This window comes from Thioalkalivibrio sp. ALJ2, from assembly GCF_000378325.1.
Lineage (GTDB): Bacteria > Pseudomonadota > Gammaproteobacteria > Ectothiorhodospirales > Ectothiorhodospiraceae > Thioalkalivibrio.
Window position 1 is genome coordinate 15,106 of sequence record NZ_KB899560.1, and the last position, 16,602, is coordinate 31,707.

The window sequence follows — 16,602 nt, forward strand, 5'->3', positions numbered from 1 at the left end:
AATGGACGGCTGGATACAAGGCACCATGGACTTTCTGACCAGCGACGGCTTTCTGGCCGCGCTGCGGGCCTCGCTCTACATCGTCGTCGGGTTGATCGTGGCGCGACTGGTCTCGCGCAACCTTACGCGTGCCTTCGGCCGGCATATGGATGCCCAGCAGATCATGCTGATGCGCCGCATCAGCTTCTACGTGATTATCGTCCTGGCGGTTGTGTCCGGGCTGCGCGAGCTGGGTTTCGATCTCACCGTGCTGCTGGGGGCGGCCGGCATCCTGACGGTCGCGCTGGGCTTTGCCTCGCAGACCTCGGCGTCCAACCTGATCTCGGGGCTGTTCCTGATCGGGGAGCGGCCCTTCTCGGTGGGTGACATCATCAAGGTGGGGGACGCGACCGGGGAGGTGCTGTCCATCGACCTGCTATCGGTGAAGCTGCGTACCTTCGACAACTTACTGGTGCGGGTGCCGAACGAGAGCCTGGTGAAGTCGCAGATCACCAATATGACGCGCTTCCCGATCCGCCGCCTGGACATGCAGATCGGGGTGGCCTATCGCACCGACCTGAAGGCGCTGCGCGACATTCTGATGGACGTGGCGGATCGCAATCCGGTCTGTCTGGAGGAACCCAAACCGCTGTTCATCTTCCTCGAGTACGGGGATTCCGCGCTGAAGATTCAGTTGTCCGTCTGGGCGCGGCGCGAGAAATTCCTGGATTTGCGCAACAGCATGCACATGCAGGTGAAGGCCGCTCTGGACGAGGCGGGTATCGAGATCCCGTTCCCGCAGCGCACGCTGAGCCATATCGATGGCGGGCCGATCCCCGTGCGGCTTATCCAGGACAATCTGAGCGAGGAGGAGGCCGAAGCCGCCCAAAAGGCTGCCGAATCGGGGGGCGACGCCGAGGCTGCAGAGTCAGGGCAGCCCTCGACGCGTGACTAGTCGACCCGCAGGTCCAGCCAGACGGGGTCGTGGTCGGAGGCGCGCCATGGCCCGTCGACGGGCTGGCTCCCGTCAAATCCCAGAAAGGCCGGTTCGTCGGCGTTGATCGCCCAGGAGCCGGCGTCCCCGACGTGTTCAGCGATTCCCCCGGGGCCGAGCAAGTAGTCCAGTTGCCCGGACTGGCCGCGAAAGACATAGCTGTAGGCCCGGTCAGGCTCGGTATGGACCAGATCCCGTTTCCCCGCCTCGCGTAGCACACGGAGCGGGTCTTCCGCGGCGTAGGCGTTCAGGTCGCCGGCAATGATCACGGGCAGCCCGTCGCGACGCTCCTGTTCGATCCACTGTGCCAGGCGTTCGGCCTGGGCCGTGCGCCGCTCGTTCCAGCAGCCCTGGCCGTGATCGACGTCACCGCTGGACGGACATCCGGATTTGGCCTTGAAGTGCACCGCCACGACTCCGAACAGGGGTTCACCTTCCGGTGTGCCGAACCATGCAAGCAGCGGTGGACGGTGATGCACACGGTCTTCGTCGGCGACGACTTCCAGTAATTTCAGCCGATCGGGGCGGTAGGTTATGCCCACCTTGATCGCGTCCGTCCCCGGCGCGGGATGCCGTACCGCCTCGTAGGTGAGGTCGCCGTGCTGATTCAGGCGCTCGATCAGGCGTTCGCGGGCGACGGGGCGGTTTTCCAGTTCGATGGCCGCAATCAGGTCGGCGTTCAGAGGGAGCAGGGCGGCATTCAGCTTGGCCTCCTGCCGCTGGCGTTCGGCGCGATTGGCCGCGCCACGCTCGCCCAGCGTGACAAAGTCATTCTCCATGTTGGCAGTAACGATGCGCAGTGCACCGCCTGTCGCCGGGTTCGGCGCCTCGGGTCGGGTGCCCCCCTCCCACTCAGGCGTTTCGGTCGGATGCAGGCGGTGGGCATCGAAGGCGTGGGTCAGGATGCCGGTCAGGCCCGTGACCTGGCTGCCGACGCGCCGCGTCCCCTGGTCGTCGAGATAGGGGATGGGGTCCGGACGGGCGCGGTAGCTGCCATCGTCCAGCACGATGCGGCGTTCGGCATGGTCGTGGTCGTCGAACGCGCCCGTTTGTCCCGGGTGCCACAGGCGCCCGCCGGCGGAGAGTTTCAGGTTGCCGTAGCGCTCGAGTTCATGGTGGCCCGATACGGTCAGCGTCTGATCAAAGCGCACGCGCACGTCCTCGAAGTCAGACAGTCGTTCGGCGTCGCGCGGGAGCTCGAGTGTCACCGGCTCGGGCAGCCGACCGTTTCCGCAGGTCTCGATGCCGTCGATGCGGGCGAGCTGGGGACGGCCGTGGTGATGGCCAAAGCGGCCCTGTACGCGCAACCGATCACCCGGCGTAACCGGCTCTTGGCGCGGGGCATAGACGAACAGCCCGGTTGGCCTGTCGGACTCGTCGTTCTGCAGGTAGAAGCCGCCCAGTTGATCGTCGCCCATGAAGACGCCGGTCACGATGCCCTCCAGAACGACGGAGGCGTCGTCCGCCGGAGGTTCGGCCAGCAGTTCGTCGGTCGTGAGGCTGGCTCTGTCGGACGGGCAGGCGGGTGCCAGCGCAAGCGCAGGCGGTGCGGCAAGCGCAAGGGCCACAAGCAGCGGGGTTGCGGCCGATAGCGGTCGGCGGGAGGTCACGTGCCGATCCATGGCGGCGTCCTCGGGGCAGTGGGGTCAGGCGCTATAGCGTAGCAGGGACCGCAGGTGCTCGGGTGACTGGGTGACATCGCGCACCGTGTATTGATCGAGCACCGCGAGGAAGGCATCGCGGGCGTCGTCCAGTACCCCGCGCAGCTGGCAGCCGGGCAGGATCGGGCATATCGGGCTCTCGCAATCGACGACCTTGAGGTTGGGCTCCATGTCGCGTACGACGGCCCCGATATTGATCGACTCGGGGGCGCGAGCGAGCGAGATGCCGCCGCCCTTGCCGCGGCGCGTGATCAGATACCCCTTCTGGCCCAGCTGGTGAACGATCTTGACCAGGTGGTTGCGCGGAATGCCGAAGCGTTCGGAGATCTCGGTGACGGTGACGCGCTGGTCGTCGGGCTGGACCGTGAGGTACATCAGGACGCGCAGGGAGAAATCAGTGAAGCGAGTTAGTTGCATGGGGTGACTCGTTGGCGGTTTGCAGGCCAGATCGGCGCTCGCCAGGTCCCGTACGTTCTCGCGGGTCGCACGGGTTCGGTTGGTCGGCTGCCAAATATACGGCTATGTGAATGTATAACGGCAAGATAAGGGTGTACTGGCGCAAAAACAAGTACGTTGGGTATATGAAAGCGAGTGCCGGGGCGCGAACCCGGTAACACCGTTTCCCGGGCCGTTTCCGTATACTGCGCCCGCCTTTGGGACAAAACCGGAATCGGAATGACAGTTTGGGTTGCCACCCTGCTCGGCGTCGTGCAGGGCATCTTCATGTTCTTGCCGGTCAGTTCGACCGCGCACCTGGTGCTCACCCAGCACTGGCTGATTCTCAGTGGCGAGCCGCTGCCGCCGCCGGAAAGCCCGGAGATGATCCTGTTCGACCTGGTTGTGCATGTCGGCACGCTGGTATCGATTGTCTACGTATTCCGCCAGAGTCTTTGGCGCCTGAGCGGCGGGATCGCCCGCGAGAGCTGGCAATGGGCGTCGGCCGGTGGCAGCGCGGGCCGAGAGATGCTGTTCCTGCGCCTCGCGCTGCTCTGCGGCTTGTCGGTTTTCGCCACCGCCGCAATCGGCTTTACGCTGAAGGCGAGCTTTGAGCACGTGTTCGCGAATCCGACGCTGATCGCCGGCACCCTCACGCTGACGGGCATCCTGCTGTGGTGGACGGATCGCCTGAGCCGACGTCCGCTGGGGCTGCGCAAGCTGGGGCCGAAGATCGCCACGGTGATTGGCGTGGCCCAGGGCTTTGCGCTGGTCCCCGGGCTGAGCCGCAGCGGGATGACCATCACCTTCGCGCTGTTCTCGGGCCTCAAGCGGCGCTGGGCAGCCGAATACAGCTTCTTCCTCGCAATCCCGACGATCCTGGCGGCCACCGCCGTTCAGTCGCTGGATGTCTGGACGAATGGCAATGGGCTGGGGGATCTGACCTGGACGCCGCTGATCGTCGGGTTCGTGGTCTCCGCGGTGGTCGGGGTGGTCTCCCTCAAGATGGTGCTGTTCTTCCTCTATCGCGCGCGCCTGAAGGTCTTTTCCTTCTATGTCTGGGCGCTGGCGGCCCTGGTGCTGTTCGGCTTCCTCGACGTGGACATCATGTACGGCCACTGATGGTCGTCGGGCGCATCACTCGGGGCCGCGCAGGACCCCGAGTGGCGCCTGGCGCAGTACGCTGCGCGTCCCCAGCCATCCGGCCAGCGCGATCCCCAGGGTCCCGCCGACGATCCCGAAGACGAAGGTCATCGGATTGACCCGGTAGTCGAACTCGAACACCTGCCAGGCCAGCAGGGCCCCCACCGCGGTGGCGATGATGGCTGCCAGCAGACCCGCCAGAAAACCCAGGCTGCCGAACTCGGCCAGCAGTGCCCGTCGGATGTGGTGCCGCCGCGCCCCCAGCGTGCGCAGCAGTGCGGTCTCGCGGCGGCGGACGTCGCGCGTGGCCTGTACCGCCGCAAACAGCACGGTCAGGCCCGCGACCAGGGTAAACAGAAAGACGTACTCGACCGCGCGGGTGGCCTGGTCCATCACGTCGCGGACCTGCTCGATGATCGCGCCGACGTCGATCGCGGAGACGGCCGGGAATTCGCGCAGCCAGCGGTTCTGCTCCGCTCCCATACCTTCCGGCACATGCAGCGCGGTGATATAGGTGCGCGGCTGCTCGCCCAGCAGGGCGGGCGGGCCGATCACAAAGAAATTGACCCGGAAGCTGTCCCAGTCGACCTCGCGTACGTTGGCGATGACCCCGCGCACGGGTTGCCCGCCCACCCGGAAGGTCAGGCTGTCGCCGATCTCCAGTCCAAAGCGTTCCATCAGCCCGGCCTCGACGGACCAGGCACCGTCGGCCGCCTCGCCGGTCGGCCCGTGGTGGAACCAGTGGCCCTCCGTCACGCGGTTGTGCTCCGGCGGTTCCTCCGCGTAGGAGAGGTTGAACTCGCGATCCACCAGGCGCCGGGTCTGGTCGTCGTCAAAGTCATCGGGCTGGACCGGCTGGTCGTTGATCGCGATCAGGCGTCCGCGAATCATCGGGTCCATCTGCGGGCGTTCGAGCCCGGAGGCCTCGATCCGGTCGGCGAACGCCTCTTCCTGTCCGGGCTGGATATTGACGAAGAACTGGTTTGGTGCATCGGCGGGGATGCTGGCATCCCAGGCCGAGAGCAGGTCCACACGCACAATCGCCAGCAGCAATAGCGCAAGGATGCCGATGCTGAAGGCAACCAGTTGCACGGCGCTCAGCCCGCCGCGGCGGGAGAGGTTGGCCAGACCAAAGCGCATGGCCATGCCCCCGTGATTGCGCAGCGGGCGCAGGGCCAGCACCAGCAGCAGGCCCAGTGCGCCGAGTACGACCAGGGCGCCCGCGGTCCCCAGCAGGACCCAGGCGGCCAGGCGCGGGTCGGCCGCCTGCCAGTACAACAGCGCACCGAAGGCCAGAAGGGCCAGCAGCCCCGACAGCCAGACGGAGGCGGGCGGGAGCCCCAGATCACGGCGCAGTACGCGCAGGGGGGACACCTGGCCGATGCGCAGCAACGCGGGTAGGGCGAAGCCGATCGCGGTAATCAGGCCCACACCGAGGCCCGCCGTTACTGGGCGTAACCCCGGGGGCGGCAGGTCGCCCGCCAGCCACTCACCGAGCAGCGCGGAGAGCACGAACTGCGCCGCGAACCCAATGGCCAGGCCCAGTGCACTGGCCAGCAGCGCAATGATCAGGACGTGGCCAAAATAAAGCCTGAGTACATGGCGTCCGCTGGCCCCCAGCGCGCGCATGACCGCGGCGGCGTCCGCACGGCGCTGGGCAAAATGATGGGCGGCCACCGCGATCGCCGCGCCGGCCAGCAGGACCGCCATCAGAGAGGCCAGCCCGAGGAAGCGCTCGGCTCGCTCGATCGCGACCTGCAACTGCGGATTGGCGTCGTCCAGCCCGCGCAGTCGCTGGCCCGGCTCCAGGCGCTCCTCGATCCAGTCGCGGTAGCTTTCGATCGGGGCCGCCGGGCCGGTCACGAAGAGCTCGTAGCGCACGCGGCTGCCGGGTCCGATCAGGCCGCTGACCTCGAGATCCTTATAGGCGAGCATCAGCCGGGGTGCGATATCCAGCAGGGCGCTGCCGCGGTCCGGCTCCCGCGTGATCTCGCCGGCCACTTGCAGTTCCAGTTCGCCGACCTCGACGGTATCGCCGACCTCCAGTTCCAGCGCCTGCAGCAGGGCGCCCTCCAGCCAGGCCGTACCGGGTTCCGGTCCCTGGGTGCGTACCTCGGGGTCCGCGTCCGGGTCGGTTCGTACGAGGGCCTCGCCCAGCAGGGGCCAGTCACGATCCACCGCGCGCAGCGCGGACAGGCGGGAGTCGTCCTCGGGGGTGAACAGCACGCTGGGCAGGGCCGCGGTGCGGGCGGTCTGCAGGCCTCGACGTTCGGCCTCCGCGAGCCAGTCCTCCGGGATCGGCTGGTCGCCGACCACGGCCATGTCACCGCCCAGCAGCAGGGTCGCCTGCTGCGCCATGCCGCGATCCACCCGATCAGTGAAGAACCCGACCGCCGCGACCGCCGCCACCGCGACGACCAGGGCTGCGGCGAGCACACGCAGTTCGGCACTGCGCCATTCGCGCCAGGTGCCACGAATCCATTCGCGCGGACCGCCGCGCCTAGAAAGCCAGGTCATGCCAGCACGCCGTCCTCGATATGAAGGATGCGATCGCATTGCTGCGCGAGATCGGCGTCGTGTGTCACCAGGATCAGCGCCGTGCGCTGGCCCTGGTCATCCGGTTCTCGGGCCAGGCTGAACAGCAGTTCGATGATGCGGCTACCGGTCTGACCGTCGAGATTGCCGGTGGGCTCGTCCGCGAACAACACGGCCGGGCGATCCACAATCGCGCGGGCGATGGCGACGCGCTGCTGTTCGCCTCCCGAGAGCTGGTGCGGGTAGTGGGCTTCGCGCTCGCTGAGCCCGACGCGCTTCAGCGCGTCGCGGGCCCAGCCGGAGATCTCGGTTTGCGAGCGCGCCTCGTGCTCGGGGTTAAGCTCCAGCGGCAGCAGCACGTTTTCAAAGGCCGTCAGTGCCGGGAGGAGCTGGAAAGACTGGAACACGAAGCCGACGCGCCCGGCGCGCAGGGCGGCCCGGCCATCTTCGTCCAGCTCACTGATCGTTTGGCCGAGCAAGCGAACTTCTCCGGCACTTGGGGCGTCCAGACCTGCAAGAAGTCCGAGCAATGTGGACTTGCCGGAGCCGGAGGCGCCGAGGATGGCGACCGTCTCGCCGGCGTGCACCGCGAGCGAGACTCCGCGCAGAATATCCAGTACACCGCTGGGGCCGGCGATCCGCTGTTGCAGGTCGCGGGCTTCCAGAACCGAAGATGAGGATGCATCCATGTGGCGTTATTCCCTGGTCATGTTTGCGTGGCTCGCGTTGCTATGGAGTCCGCTTGGCCTTGCGAATTCCATCAGCTCGGAAAATTCAGGGGAAGAACCCGCGAAGGTGCTGGTGTTCGGTGATTCCCTGAGCGCGGCATTCGGGATGAACGATTCCGAAAGCTGGGTGGGGCTCCTGGAGGCGCGTCTGAGCGAGCGCAATCATCCCTGGCGTGTGGCCAATGCCTCGATCAGTGGCGAGACGACGGCCGGGGGGCGCGAACGGCTGCCTGAGGTCCTCGAACGCGAGAGCCCTGACCTCGTGATCCTGGCCCTGGGAGGCAATGACGGCCTGCGCGGGCTCTCGCCACGGGCCATGCGCGAGAACCTGGAGGCGATGCTGGAGGCGATCGACTCGGCGGGCGCCCAGACGCTGTTGCTCGGGATTCGCATTCCGCCCAACTACGGCCCCCAGTACAGTCAGCGCTTCGAGGCCGTCTTCGCCGATCTGGCCCGGGAGCGTGGGCTGGTGTTCGAGCCCTTCTTCCTGCACGAGGTTGCCCTTCGCGACGGGATGATCATGGATGACGGGATCCACCCGACGCCCGAGGCGCAGCCCTACATGCTGGATGCCGTGTGGCCTCATCTGGAGCCCATGATGCGCGGGATAGAGGCTTGTCTGGACGACGCGGTTTCAGTTTCCGAGCGCGCGGCGCAGATCGGTCAGGACGTCCTCGGGGAGGAGCTGGCGCAGCACCGGATGGATATCGCGTTCGACCTCGGATAGCAGCGGCAGGGTGCGAACCAGCGAGTGCCGCGAAAGTGGGTCGCCGTACTGATTCGTCTGAATCGGGCGGTCCAGGCCGGTCTCCATCAACGCGATACCCGGCTCGCCGCGGGGGCCCTCGTCGAGGACCTCGACCAGTTCCACCATGCGGCCATCCACTTCCCCCTGCACCCCGATCAGCGGTGCCAGGAGATCGACCAGTCGTTCGGCCTGTTCCGTGGTGAGCGTCTCCATTGGGGTACCTTACGGTGGATTTTCCGCCGACACCAGTTCGTTAAGGAAACACTAATGGAAGGTGGTGTCCCCGGCAGGATTCGAACCTGCGACCTGCCCCTTAGGAGGGGGCTGCTCTATCCAGCTGAGCTACGGAGACAGCCGCGCCGCGAGTATAAGCATGTGTCGGGATTCGCGCCAAAGCGATGTGGCGGTTCCCAGGCTGTGGCGACGGTCACCCTTGAACGTCCAGGCGATGGTGGGCCCAGGCGACAAAGTCCATCACAGGGCAGCGACCTTCCTCGGGGACGCCTGCGCCGCTAATGACGCGATACGTGATCAGGTCGCCATCTCGCGCCAGGACCTTGCGCACGCTCCAGGCGTGGTCCGCGGCGCCGTTGCTGTAGCACTGTCCGGGACGAACATCCGCAGGATCGATCGCGTCCGGGTGCGCATGGTGGCGTCGTGCCAGGAGGTACAGGCGGGCCAGGTCGTCCTCCGTCATGTCGAGATACAGATTGAGATCGCGCATCGCGTGTTCCAGGTCGGCCTGGCTGAGGCCGGCACGCTCCAGTGCACCGGATGGGCCGGCGGGCGAGGGCTCGCCCAGGCGCGCCAGGGCGGCCGGGTAGCGGCGCCATGGAAACGGGTAGTTGATCATGAAGGCGACCAGCAGCATGACGGCCACGCTGGAGAGAACGGGGTGCAGGATGAACAGCAACCCCAGCTCCTCGACCGAGGCGCCGCCCAGCACGGCATACAGCGCCGTGGCACCCCCGGGAGGGTGCAGGCAGCGCAGGTAGTACATCGCGTAGACGGTGAGGCCGACCGCGAGTGCGGCGGCCACCAGCGGGTGATCGACCAGGTGACGGACGGCGACCCCGACCATAGCCGCAATGGCATGCCCGCCGAGGACATTCCAGGGCTGCGACAGCGCGGCCCGGGGTGCGGCAAAGAGCAGGACGGCGGTAGCGCCCAGGGAGGCGAGGATGAGCCCGTTGATCCCGCTTTCGGTGACCGAGGCCGCGACCTCCAGTGACAGATACAGGCCGATCACGGCCCCGATCAGCGCGATCAGCTTGTCCTTGTGATTGGTGGTGTCGAGGAAGTCGCCGAGTAGGAGGCCGCGTCCTGTGCGCATGTCTGCCCGTTGCTCATAAGTTGAATAAAGTGCACAGCTTTAGGGGCGCAGGGCCCGTGGTCAAGTGGTGGGTTGCGTGCTGCGGGATTCCCGGGGAAGGCATGGGAATCCTTTGGGCGTCATGGATCCGCGGCGGTTGGAGACTCGAGGATCAGCGCGACGCGCCGATTCTCGGAACGGCCGCGTGCGGTGTCGTTGCTGGCCACAGGCTGGGTGTCGGCGCGGCCCACGGCGCGCAGTCGCTCGGCGTCGAGTCCCTGGTCCAGCAGGTAGCGGACCACGCCGCTGGCGCGGGCGGAGGAGAGCTCCCAGTTGGAGGGAAAGCGCTCCGTCCCAATCGGGATGTTGTCGGTGTGCCCCTCGACGGTAACCAGGCCGTCGTGCTCGTCCAGTAGGGTCTCCAGCTGCGCCAGTAGCGCCCGGCCTTCCGGTTGCAGGTCGGCCTGTCCGCTGGCGAACAGGATCTCGTCCTGGATGCGCAGCTCGGTGCGGCCGGGGTGCTCGACGACCTCGACGCCCTGAGGTGCCTGCTCGCGCATCCTGGATGCGGTCGTGGCCGTGCCCTCGGGATCGGGGTCGTCCACTTCCGGCAGCAGTTCATGGAGCCGGCCTTCGAGATCGCCCAGGTCTCCTGTTAGGGGCGCGACCAACGGGTCGAGGAGGGCCTGGTGATCGGGGTGGGCGAGCTGGATCGGTTGGGCCGCGCTGGCCAGTGGGCGGTCGTCGCGCGGGTCCATGAAGGTCAGCATGATCACGAATATGACGATGACCAGGGTGAGCACGTCGAGATAGGTGAGGATCCAGGCGTGCTCGTCGTCGCGCTGGCGCTCGCCCGGATAGGAGCCGAGAAAGGCCTGTTCCGGTCGCGTGGCCGCCTGGGCATCCATCTCGGCCTGCATGGCCGCGCGGTTGGAGGTGGAGTATCCGGGGCTGGGCATGCTCAGGTGCGTTCCTGGCGTTCGGCTTCATCCGGATCGGGTTCGCCGTTGGACTCGGTCTGGCGGATCTCGTCGCGGTGGTTCTCCATGAACGAACGCAGGGTCTCGCGGATGTACCCCGGGGTGCGGCCCTTGCGCATCAGCATGATGCCTTCGAGCACCATCGTCATCAGCACCACGCGGCCCTCGGTGCGCCGTTCCAGCTTGATCGCGATCGGGCGGAACACGAGGTTTGCCAGCAGGATGCCGTAGAACGTGGTGATCAGGGCGATCCCGAGGTTGACCGCGATGATGGTGAAGTCATCGGTCTCGGTGGTCAGCAATAGGTTAATCAGTCCGATCAGCGTCCCCAGCATGCCGAAGGCCGGGGCATAGGTGGCCATGGTGCGAAACATCTGCGCATCGGCCTGTTCGCGGGCGCGCAGGCGGGCCATGCGCCAGTTGAGCAGGTCCTGGATGTCGTCCATCGGGGTGTCATCGATCACCAGCTGGATGCCGGTGCGCAGGAACGGATTCTGGACCTGCTCCAGGCGCTGCTGGACGCCGCGCAGGTTCTGCGAGTACCAGTAGCGCGAGACCTGAACGATCTCTTCCAGGTCGCTGGCGATGTCGTAGCGCTCCTCGCGGATGGCATGCGCCCCCGCACGGAAGACTCGCACCACCTCGTGAAAGGGATAGCTCATCAGGGTCGCGGCGATCGTGCCGCCGAGCACGATACCCAGCCCCGGCAGGTTCAGGAAGGCATGCAGGTCCTGCGAGGAAAAGGCGATCACGCTGCCGAAAACCAGCAGGCTGCCGATGATGCCGAGAAGGGTCGAGAGATTCATTCAGGAATCCGTAAGGCTCCGGGATTGATGGGGGTCAGGGTATAGCACGGCCGCGCCGGGTTCACGCAGTCCCGGGCGTTCGCCGGCGGCGTCGTTCCTGCGTACACTCGGGGCTTTGTTTGCTGAGGGAGAGGCCGGCATGGAATGGGTGCTGATCGCGATTGTGGTGCTGCTCGTGGTCTGGGCGGTCTGGACATACAACCGGCTGGTGACGGCGCGCAACCGCTACAAGAACGCGTTTGCCCAGATCGACGTCCAGCTGACCCGCCGCTACGACCTGATCCCGAACCTGGTGAAGGTCGCGGAACGCTACATGAGCCATGAGCGCGACACGCTGGAAGCAGTGATCCAGGCGCGCAATCAGGCGATGGACCGGCTGAAGCAGGTGGGCGGGGACCCCACGAACACCGAGGCCGTGCGCCAGCTGTCCGGGGCCGAGCAGGGGCTGTCCGGCGCCCTGGGACGCTTGTTCGCGCTGTCCGAGAACTATCCGGACCTGAAGGCGAACGAGAACATGATGCAGCTCTCCGAAGAGCTGACCAGCACCGAGAACCGGGTGGCCTTCGCGCGTCAGGGCTATAACGATGCGGTGATGCAGTACAACATCCTGCGCGAGATGTTCCCGAACACCCTGATCGCGAACAACTTCGCCTTCCGCCCGGCGCAATTGCTGGAGATCGAGGACCCGCAGAAGCGCGAGCCGGTCGAGGTCAACTTTTCCTAGGGACAGGGCATGAATTTCTTTGAACATCAGGACCGTGCCCAGCGGCGCACGCGGGTGCTGCTGGGCCTGTTCATGCTGGCTGTGCTGGCGATTGTGGTGGTGATGAACCTGATCGCGCTGGTGCTGTTCGGCCAGGCGCAGGCGACCGCACCGGGCGAACCCTGGCTGACCCGGGCGTTTCTCCGCGACAACCTGGACGTGGTTGGCTGGACCAGTGCGTTCACCGTGGGGCTGATCGGTCTGGGCAGTCTCTATCGCATGCTGAGCCTGCGCGATGGCGGTGGCGCGGTTGCGCGCGAGCTTGGGGGCACGCGGATTGAAGGGGACACCCGTGATCCGTTGCGCCGCCGCCTGATGAACGTGGTGGAAGAGGTCGCGATCGCCTCGGGGGTTCCGGTGCCCGAGGTCTACGTGCTGGAGCAGGAGCCGGGCATCAATGCCTTCGCGGCCGGGTATTCGCCGTCCGATGCCGCGGTCGCGGTGACGCGCGGCGCGCTGGAACACCTGAACCGGGACGAGCTGCAGGGCGTGGTCGCCCACGAGTTCGGGCACATCCTCAATGGCGATATGCGCATGAACATCCGCCTGGTGGGGATGCTGTTCGGGATTCTGGTGATGGCACTGATCGGGCAGCGTGTGCTGCTGGCGATGCGCTTTTCCCGCAACAACCGGAACGCCGGTGGGATCGTGGTCGCGGGCCTGGTGCTGATGATCGTCGGCTATATCGGACTGTTCTTTGGCCGCTGGATCCGGGCATCGGTTTCGCGTCAGCGCGAATACCTGGCGGATGCCTCAGCCGTGCAGTTCACGCGCCAGCCGGAGGGTATTGCGGGGGCGCTGAAGAAGATCGGGGCCAGCTACTCCGGGCTCAACGCGGACAGCGAAGAGGTCGGACACATGCTGTTCGTCAATGGGGGCCTGGGCCGGATGTTTGCGACCCATCCGCCGCTGGAAGATCGTATCCGCAAGATCGAGCCGAGTTTTGATCCCTCGGAGCTGGAGGCTGTACAAAAGCGCATGCAGGACGATGCGCGGCGCCGGCGCGAGGAGCAGGAGGCCGAGGCCGCGCGCGAACAGGCCGAGCCGAAGGCCGGGGGTGGGCTGGCGTTGCACCCCGAGGCCCTGCTCGAAGCGATTGGCGACCCCGGCCTTGCGCATATCCTCGGCGCCGGCTTCCTGGTCGCCGCAGTGCCCAGCGCCCTGGAACGCTCGGTGCATTCCGATCGCTGGGCCGCCGAGGCCGTGCTGTATCTGTTGATCTCCAATGACGCGGAGGTGCGAGATGCCCAGCTGATGCGCATCCTCGAGACGCGCGGCGAGGACAGCGAGAAGCGCGTGCGCGACCTGCTGCAGGCAGTACCGGAGCTCAGTCCCGATCTGCGCATCCCGGTGCTGGAGATGGCCTTCCCCGTGCTCCGCCGTCACCCCCCACAGGAACGCGAGGTCTTGTCAGGGCTTGTAGATGAGCTGATTCAGGCCGATGGACGGGTGTCGGCCTTCGAGTACGCGCTCGGGCGCCTTGTACGGCGTCAGCTGCAGGATATCGAACGGCCGTCGCAGGCCCGTTCAGGTGGCCGCCGCCGGCTGGCCGACAACAGTGGACAGGCACGCTACGTGCTGGCGGTCCTGGCCCACCACGGGCACCCCGACGATCCCGATGCGGCCATCACGGCGTTCAATGTCGGCGTGGCGGCGCTGACCGGCATCATGCCGCTGGAGTCGGAGGCCCCGCCCGAACTCGAGCAGGCCACCACCGGCAATGCCTGGGCAGCCGTGCTGGACAAGGCCCTGGAGCGGCTCGACGACCTGCGGGTCAAGGACAAGCGGACGCTGGTAGAGGCGATGCTGGCGACGGTTCAGCGCGGCGGTGGCGTCCAGGTAGCCGAGATCGAGTTGCTGCGCGCGATGGCCGCTGCGCTGCACATCCCGTTGCCCATCGCCGAGATGGCGGATGGCTCGCAGGGGAGCGGGTCAGCGGGATAAGGCTCCACACCCGGCTGGTGTAGCCGGTATGATGCGAGTCCCCGGGGGCGTGGCGGAACGGGTAGACGCAAGGCACTTAAAATGCCTCGGCCGCAAGGCTGTGCCGGTTCGAGTCCGGCCGCCCCCACCATTATCTTTCCTTGCACTTGAAGTGCCACGGCTAATCGTCACTTCCAAAAGCATATTTCTGCGCCTCGGGTGAGCAGCGATCTCACCGTTCACAGGGGGGTGTTTTAGGCGCATAGTGGGTACTACCGCTGGTAGTGACAGGTCTGGGCATGGATGACAGCACCCACAACCACAGGGAAGCCCCGCACGACGCGCCTCGCCACAGGGGCCGGGATTCGGGGTCCACGGCGGGCCCCTTTGCCCTGGGCCTGGTGGCCGCCCTGATATTCCTTGGGCTGTTTCTGCTGATTGATCGCGCCTGGAAGATCGAGCTGGAAGATCGCCAGAGTGCCGCGGTGGCGAGCGAGCTCGCCAGTCTGCGCACGCAGGTGGAAAGCGTGATCAATGGGCTGGTGCATTCGACCATCGGGCTGGCGGCCTACGCCTATGTTCATCCGGACCTGGGGACCGACGAGTTCGAGCGCGTAGCCGAGCGCATTTACCGCGGGCATGAAGACCTCGTGATTTCCCTGACGCTGGCCCGGGGGCCGATCGTCGAATTTGTCTATCCCCTTGAGGGGAACGAAGGCGTGGTCGGGCTCAACCTCGCCACTCACCCCGAACAGGCGGATTCCTTTCGCCGAGTCCTGAACGAGCGAGAGGTGGTCGTAGCGGGCCCCTGGCCGCTGGTTCAGGGCGGTTATGGGCTCCTGGTGCGCGCCCCGGTCGACACGGAGCCCGTTCCAGACAGTCCTGCTCACCTCGCCGTTGACGAGCCTATGGACCAGCTGAGTATCAGCAGCATAGCGCTGGATTTTGAGGCCTTGCTCGAGCGTGCGGGCATCGGTGAACAACTGGGTACGCTGTTGCTTGCCCTGCGCGGCCGGGATGGTGTGGGTGAGGCTGGCCCGTTTTTCTACAATCCTCATGACCTCGCCGAGGAGGCGCCACACCGGCATCGGATTCGTTTCCCGGGGGGCGAATGGCAACTCCTGGCCGATGTAGATCCGGCGCACAGGGATACGGATCGTCCCATGGCCTGGTGGGCATTGGGGTTCGTGGGCGCACTGGCAGTGGGCGGCTACACCTATCGCGTCGGGACGGGCATGCAGGCACGTCGACGTGACCTTGATCGCTACCGGGGCCTGGTGAATCGCTTGGAAGACCCGACGCTCGTGGTGTCCGGGCGACGTATCCTCTGGGCAAACCCGGCGTTTGTTCGAATGCTGGGACAACAACCGCCTGTGAATACGGAGCTGGCACAGTTGGACCTTGTGCACCCGGATGATCTCGACCGGCTTCCACCCAACCTCGATTTCACCGATTCACCTCCCGAGACGCATGGACGCGAGGTACGGATATGCGTGTTTCACGGGGGATGCCGCTTTTTCCTGTTGCGCTGGGTGCCTGTGGACTGGGAGCGAGGCCGTGCGTGGCTGCTGACCTTCGTCGACGTCAACGAAAACCGATTGCTGTTCGATGCCCTGACCGCCGCGCGGGATCTGCAGGATGCGATGTTCGAGGCCATTCCGGGGTATGCCTTTGTGGTCGATTCGGAGGGCACGGTTCGACACGTGTTCGGGGAGGCTTGCCATCGACAGGAGATGGCCCCGGCCCTCCTTGGCGACACCCTGGATCAGTTGTTTCCCTCGGACGTGGCGGCGAACTTCCTCGAGATGGTGAACCGGGCGATCGATGAGGGGACGCTGCAGATGCACGAATACCGCCTGGATGTGGATCTGTTGAAGCGCCTGGGGATTCCCGAGCATGAAACCGGCGCGCGCTGGTTCGAGGCACGGATCCGGCCTCTGGCGCGCGCAATCAACGGCCTCCCCGCAGTCGTCTGGCACGCGCTTGATGTCACGGATCGGCGGGAGCTGGAGGTCAAGCTGAAGACCATGGCCTGGGAAGACCCCCTGACCGGGATGGCCAATCGGGCGGCACTGGATCGTGCGTTCCCGCGGCTTGTGGCGCGTGCCGAGCGTCAGGGGGGACGCCTCGCGCTGCTGTTCATCGATCTGGACCACTTCAAGCCGGTGAATGATCGCTATGGCCATGTCGTGGGCGATCAGCTCTTGCGCCGGGTCGCGGAAAGGCTGAAATCGCATCTGCGCCCGGACGACGTCCTCGTCCGTCTGGGCGGGGACGAGTTCATCGTCCTGACCGCGCCGCTGGAGGAGCGTGAAGAGGGCCTTCATCTGGCCCAGCGGGTGCAGCAGGATCTCGATAACGCGTTCGAGGTCCACACCGGTCCTGGCGAATTCGTGGAGCTAAAGGTCACATCCAGTATTGGTGTGGCCTTCTATCCGGATGTGGGCCGGCATCTGTCGGACCTGATGGTCGCAGCCGACCGGGCCATGTATCAGGTGAAGGCGCAGGGGCGCAATGATGTCGGCCTGGCCGGTGATGCCCCCCCTAACCATGGGCGCCCCACGCCGAGGGTGTAGTCCACAACAACCGGCGAAT

At 66.1% G+C, this 16,602-nt stretch carries 14 protein-coding genes and 2 tRNA genes; 7 read left to right on the forward strand and 9 right to left on the reverse strand.

The window, feature by feature from the left end; translation table 11 throughout:
- Window position 1 precedes the first annotated feature (1 nt).
- Complete coding sequence (locus tag F468_RS0112515; protein ID WP_018995295.1) at window positions 2-934, forward strand: mechanosensitive ion channel family protein; 933 nt, start codon at window positions 2-4, stop codon at window positions 932-934.
- Here F468_RS0112515 and F468_RS0112520 read toward each other — a convergent pair.
- Together F468_RS0112520 and F468_RS0112525 are read right to left on the reverse strand one after the other, a co-directional pair.
- Window positions 931-2,595, reverse strand: a complete 1,665-nt coding sequence (locus F468_RS0112520) for an ExeM/NucH family extracellular endonuclease (protein WP_018995296.1) — start codon at window positions 2,593-2,595, stop codon at window positions 931-933. The two genes, F468_RS0112515 and F468_RS0112520, sit on opposite strands and share 4 nt — an antisense overlap.
- 24 nt (window positions 2,596-2,619) lie before the next feature.
- Complete coding sequence (locus tag F468_RS0112525; protein WP_018995297.1) at window positions 2,620-3,051, reverse strand: Rrf2 family transcriptional regulator; 432 nt, start codon at window positions 3,049-3,051, stop codon at window positions 2,620-2,622.
- 258 nt (window positions 3,052-3,309) lie between these two features.
- On the opposite strand from F468_RS0112525, the gene F468_RS0112530 reads away from it, so the two are divergent.
- The gene (locus tag F468_RS0112530) at window positions 3,310-4,191 is read left to right on the forward strand and encodes an undecaprenyl-diphosphate phosphatase (protein WP_018995298.1); all 882 of its coding nucleotides are present in this window, start codon (window positions 3,310-3,312) and stop codon (window positions 4,189-4,191) included.
- Between the two features lie 15 nt (window positions 4,192-4,206).
- On the opposite strand, the gene F468_RS0112535 is transcribed toward F468_RS0112530, so the two are convergent.
- Window positions 4,207-6,729, reverse strand: coding sequence for an ABC transporter permease (locus F468_RS0112535; protein ID WP_018995299.1), 2,523 nt, complete (start codon window positions 6,727-6,729; stop codon window positions 4,207-4,209).
- Entirely contained in the window at window positions 6,726-7,436 is a 711-nt protein-coding gene (locus F468_RS0112540) for an ABC transporter ATP-binding protein (protein ID WP_018995300.1), read from the reverse strand. The genes F468_RS0112535 and F468_RS0112540 overlap by 4 nt, the downstream gene beginning before the upstream one ends.
- On the opposite strand from F468_RS0112540, the gene F468_RS0112545 reads away from it, so the two are divergent.
- Complete coding sequence (locus F468_RS0112545; RefSeq protein ID WP_018995301.1) at window positions 7,435-8,202, forward strand: arylesterase; 768 nt, start codon at window positions 7,435-7,437, stop codon at window positions 8,200-8,202. The two genes, F468_RS0112540 and F468_RS0112545, sit on opposite strands and share 2 nt — an antisense overlap.
- Here F468_RS0112545 and F468_RS0112550 read toward each other — a convergent pair.
- From F468_RS0112550 to F468_RS0112570, 5 genes are all read right to left on the reverse strand, one after another.
- Entirely contained in the window at window positions 8,110-8,436 is a 327-nt protein-coding gene (locus F468_RS0112550) for a hypothetical protein (RefSeq protein ID WP_018139685.1), read from the reverse strand. The genes F468_RS0112545 and F468_RS0112550 overlap by 93 nt on opposite strands.
- Window positions 8,437-8,498: 62 nt before the next feature.
- Window positions 8,499-8,575 (reverse strand) — tRNA-Arg (locus F468_RS0112555).
- A gap of 75 nt (window positions 8,576-8,650) precedes the next feature.
- Window positions 8,651-9,556 carry an HPP family protein gene (locus tag F468_RS0112560; protein WP_018139686.1) on the reverse strand — a complete coding sequence of 302 codons (906 nt, stop codon included), beginning with the start codon at window positions 9,554-9,556 and terminating at the stop codon, window positions 8,651-8,653.
- 119 nt (window positions 9,557-9,675) lie between these two features.
- Window positions 9,676-10,494, reverse strand: coding sequence for an OmpA family protein (locus F468_RS0112565; RefSeq protein ID WP_018139687.1), 819 nt, complete (start codon window positions 10,492-10,494; stop codon window positions 9,676-9,678).
- A gap of 2 nt (window positions 10,495-10,496) precedes the next feature.
- Window positions 10,497-11,321 (reverse strand): motility protein A, encoded by an 825-nt coding sequence (locus F468_RS0112570; protein ID WP_018995302.1) that lies wholly within the window; start codon window positions 11,319-11,321, stop codon window positions 10,497-10,499.
- 139 nt (window positions 11,322-11,460) lie between these two features.
- Between F468_RS0112570 and F468_RS0112575 the strand changes: the two genes are divergently transcribed.
- From F468_RS0112575 to F468_RS0112590, 4 genes are all read left to right on the forward strand, one after another.
- Window positions 11,461-12,045, forward strand: a complete 585-nt coding sequence (locus F468_RS0112575; protein WP_018139689.1) for a LemA family protein — start codon at window positions 11,461-11,463, stop codon at window positions 12,043-12,045.
- Window positions 12,046-12,054: 9 nt separating this feature from the next.
- Window positions 12,055-14,028 (forward strand): M48 family metallopeptidase, encoded by a 1,974-nt coding sequence (locus F468_RS0112580; RefSeq protein WP_018994302.1) that lies wholly within the window; start codon window positions 12,055-12,057, stop codon window positions 14,026-14,028.
- Window positions 14,029-14,071: 43 nt separating this feature from the next.
- A tRNA-Leu gene (locus tag F468_RS0112585) sits at window positions 14,072-14,158 on the forward strand.
- A gap of 148 nt (window positions 14,159-14,306) precedes the next feature.
- Entirely contained in the window at window positions 14,307-16,583 is a 2,277-nt protein-coding gene (locus F468_RS0112590; protein ID WP_026296540.1) for a diguanylate cyclase, read from the forward strand.
- Window positions 16,584-16,602: the final 19 nt, after the last annotated feature.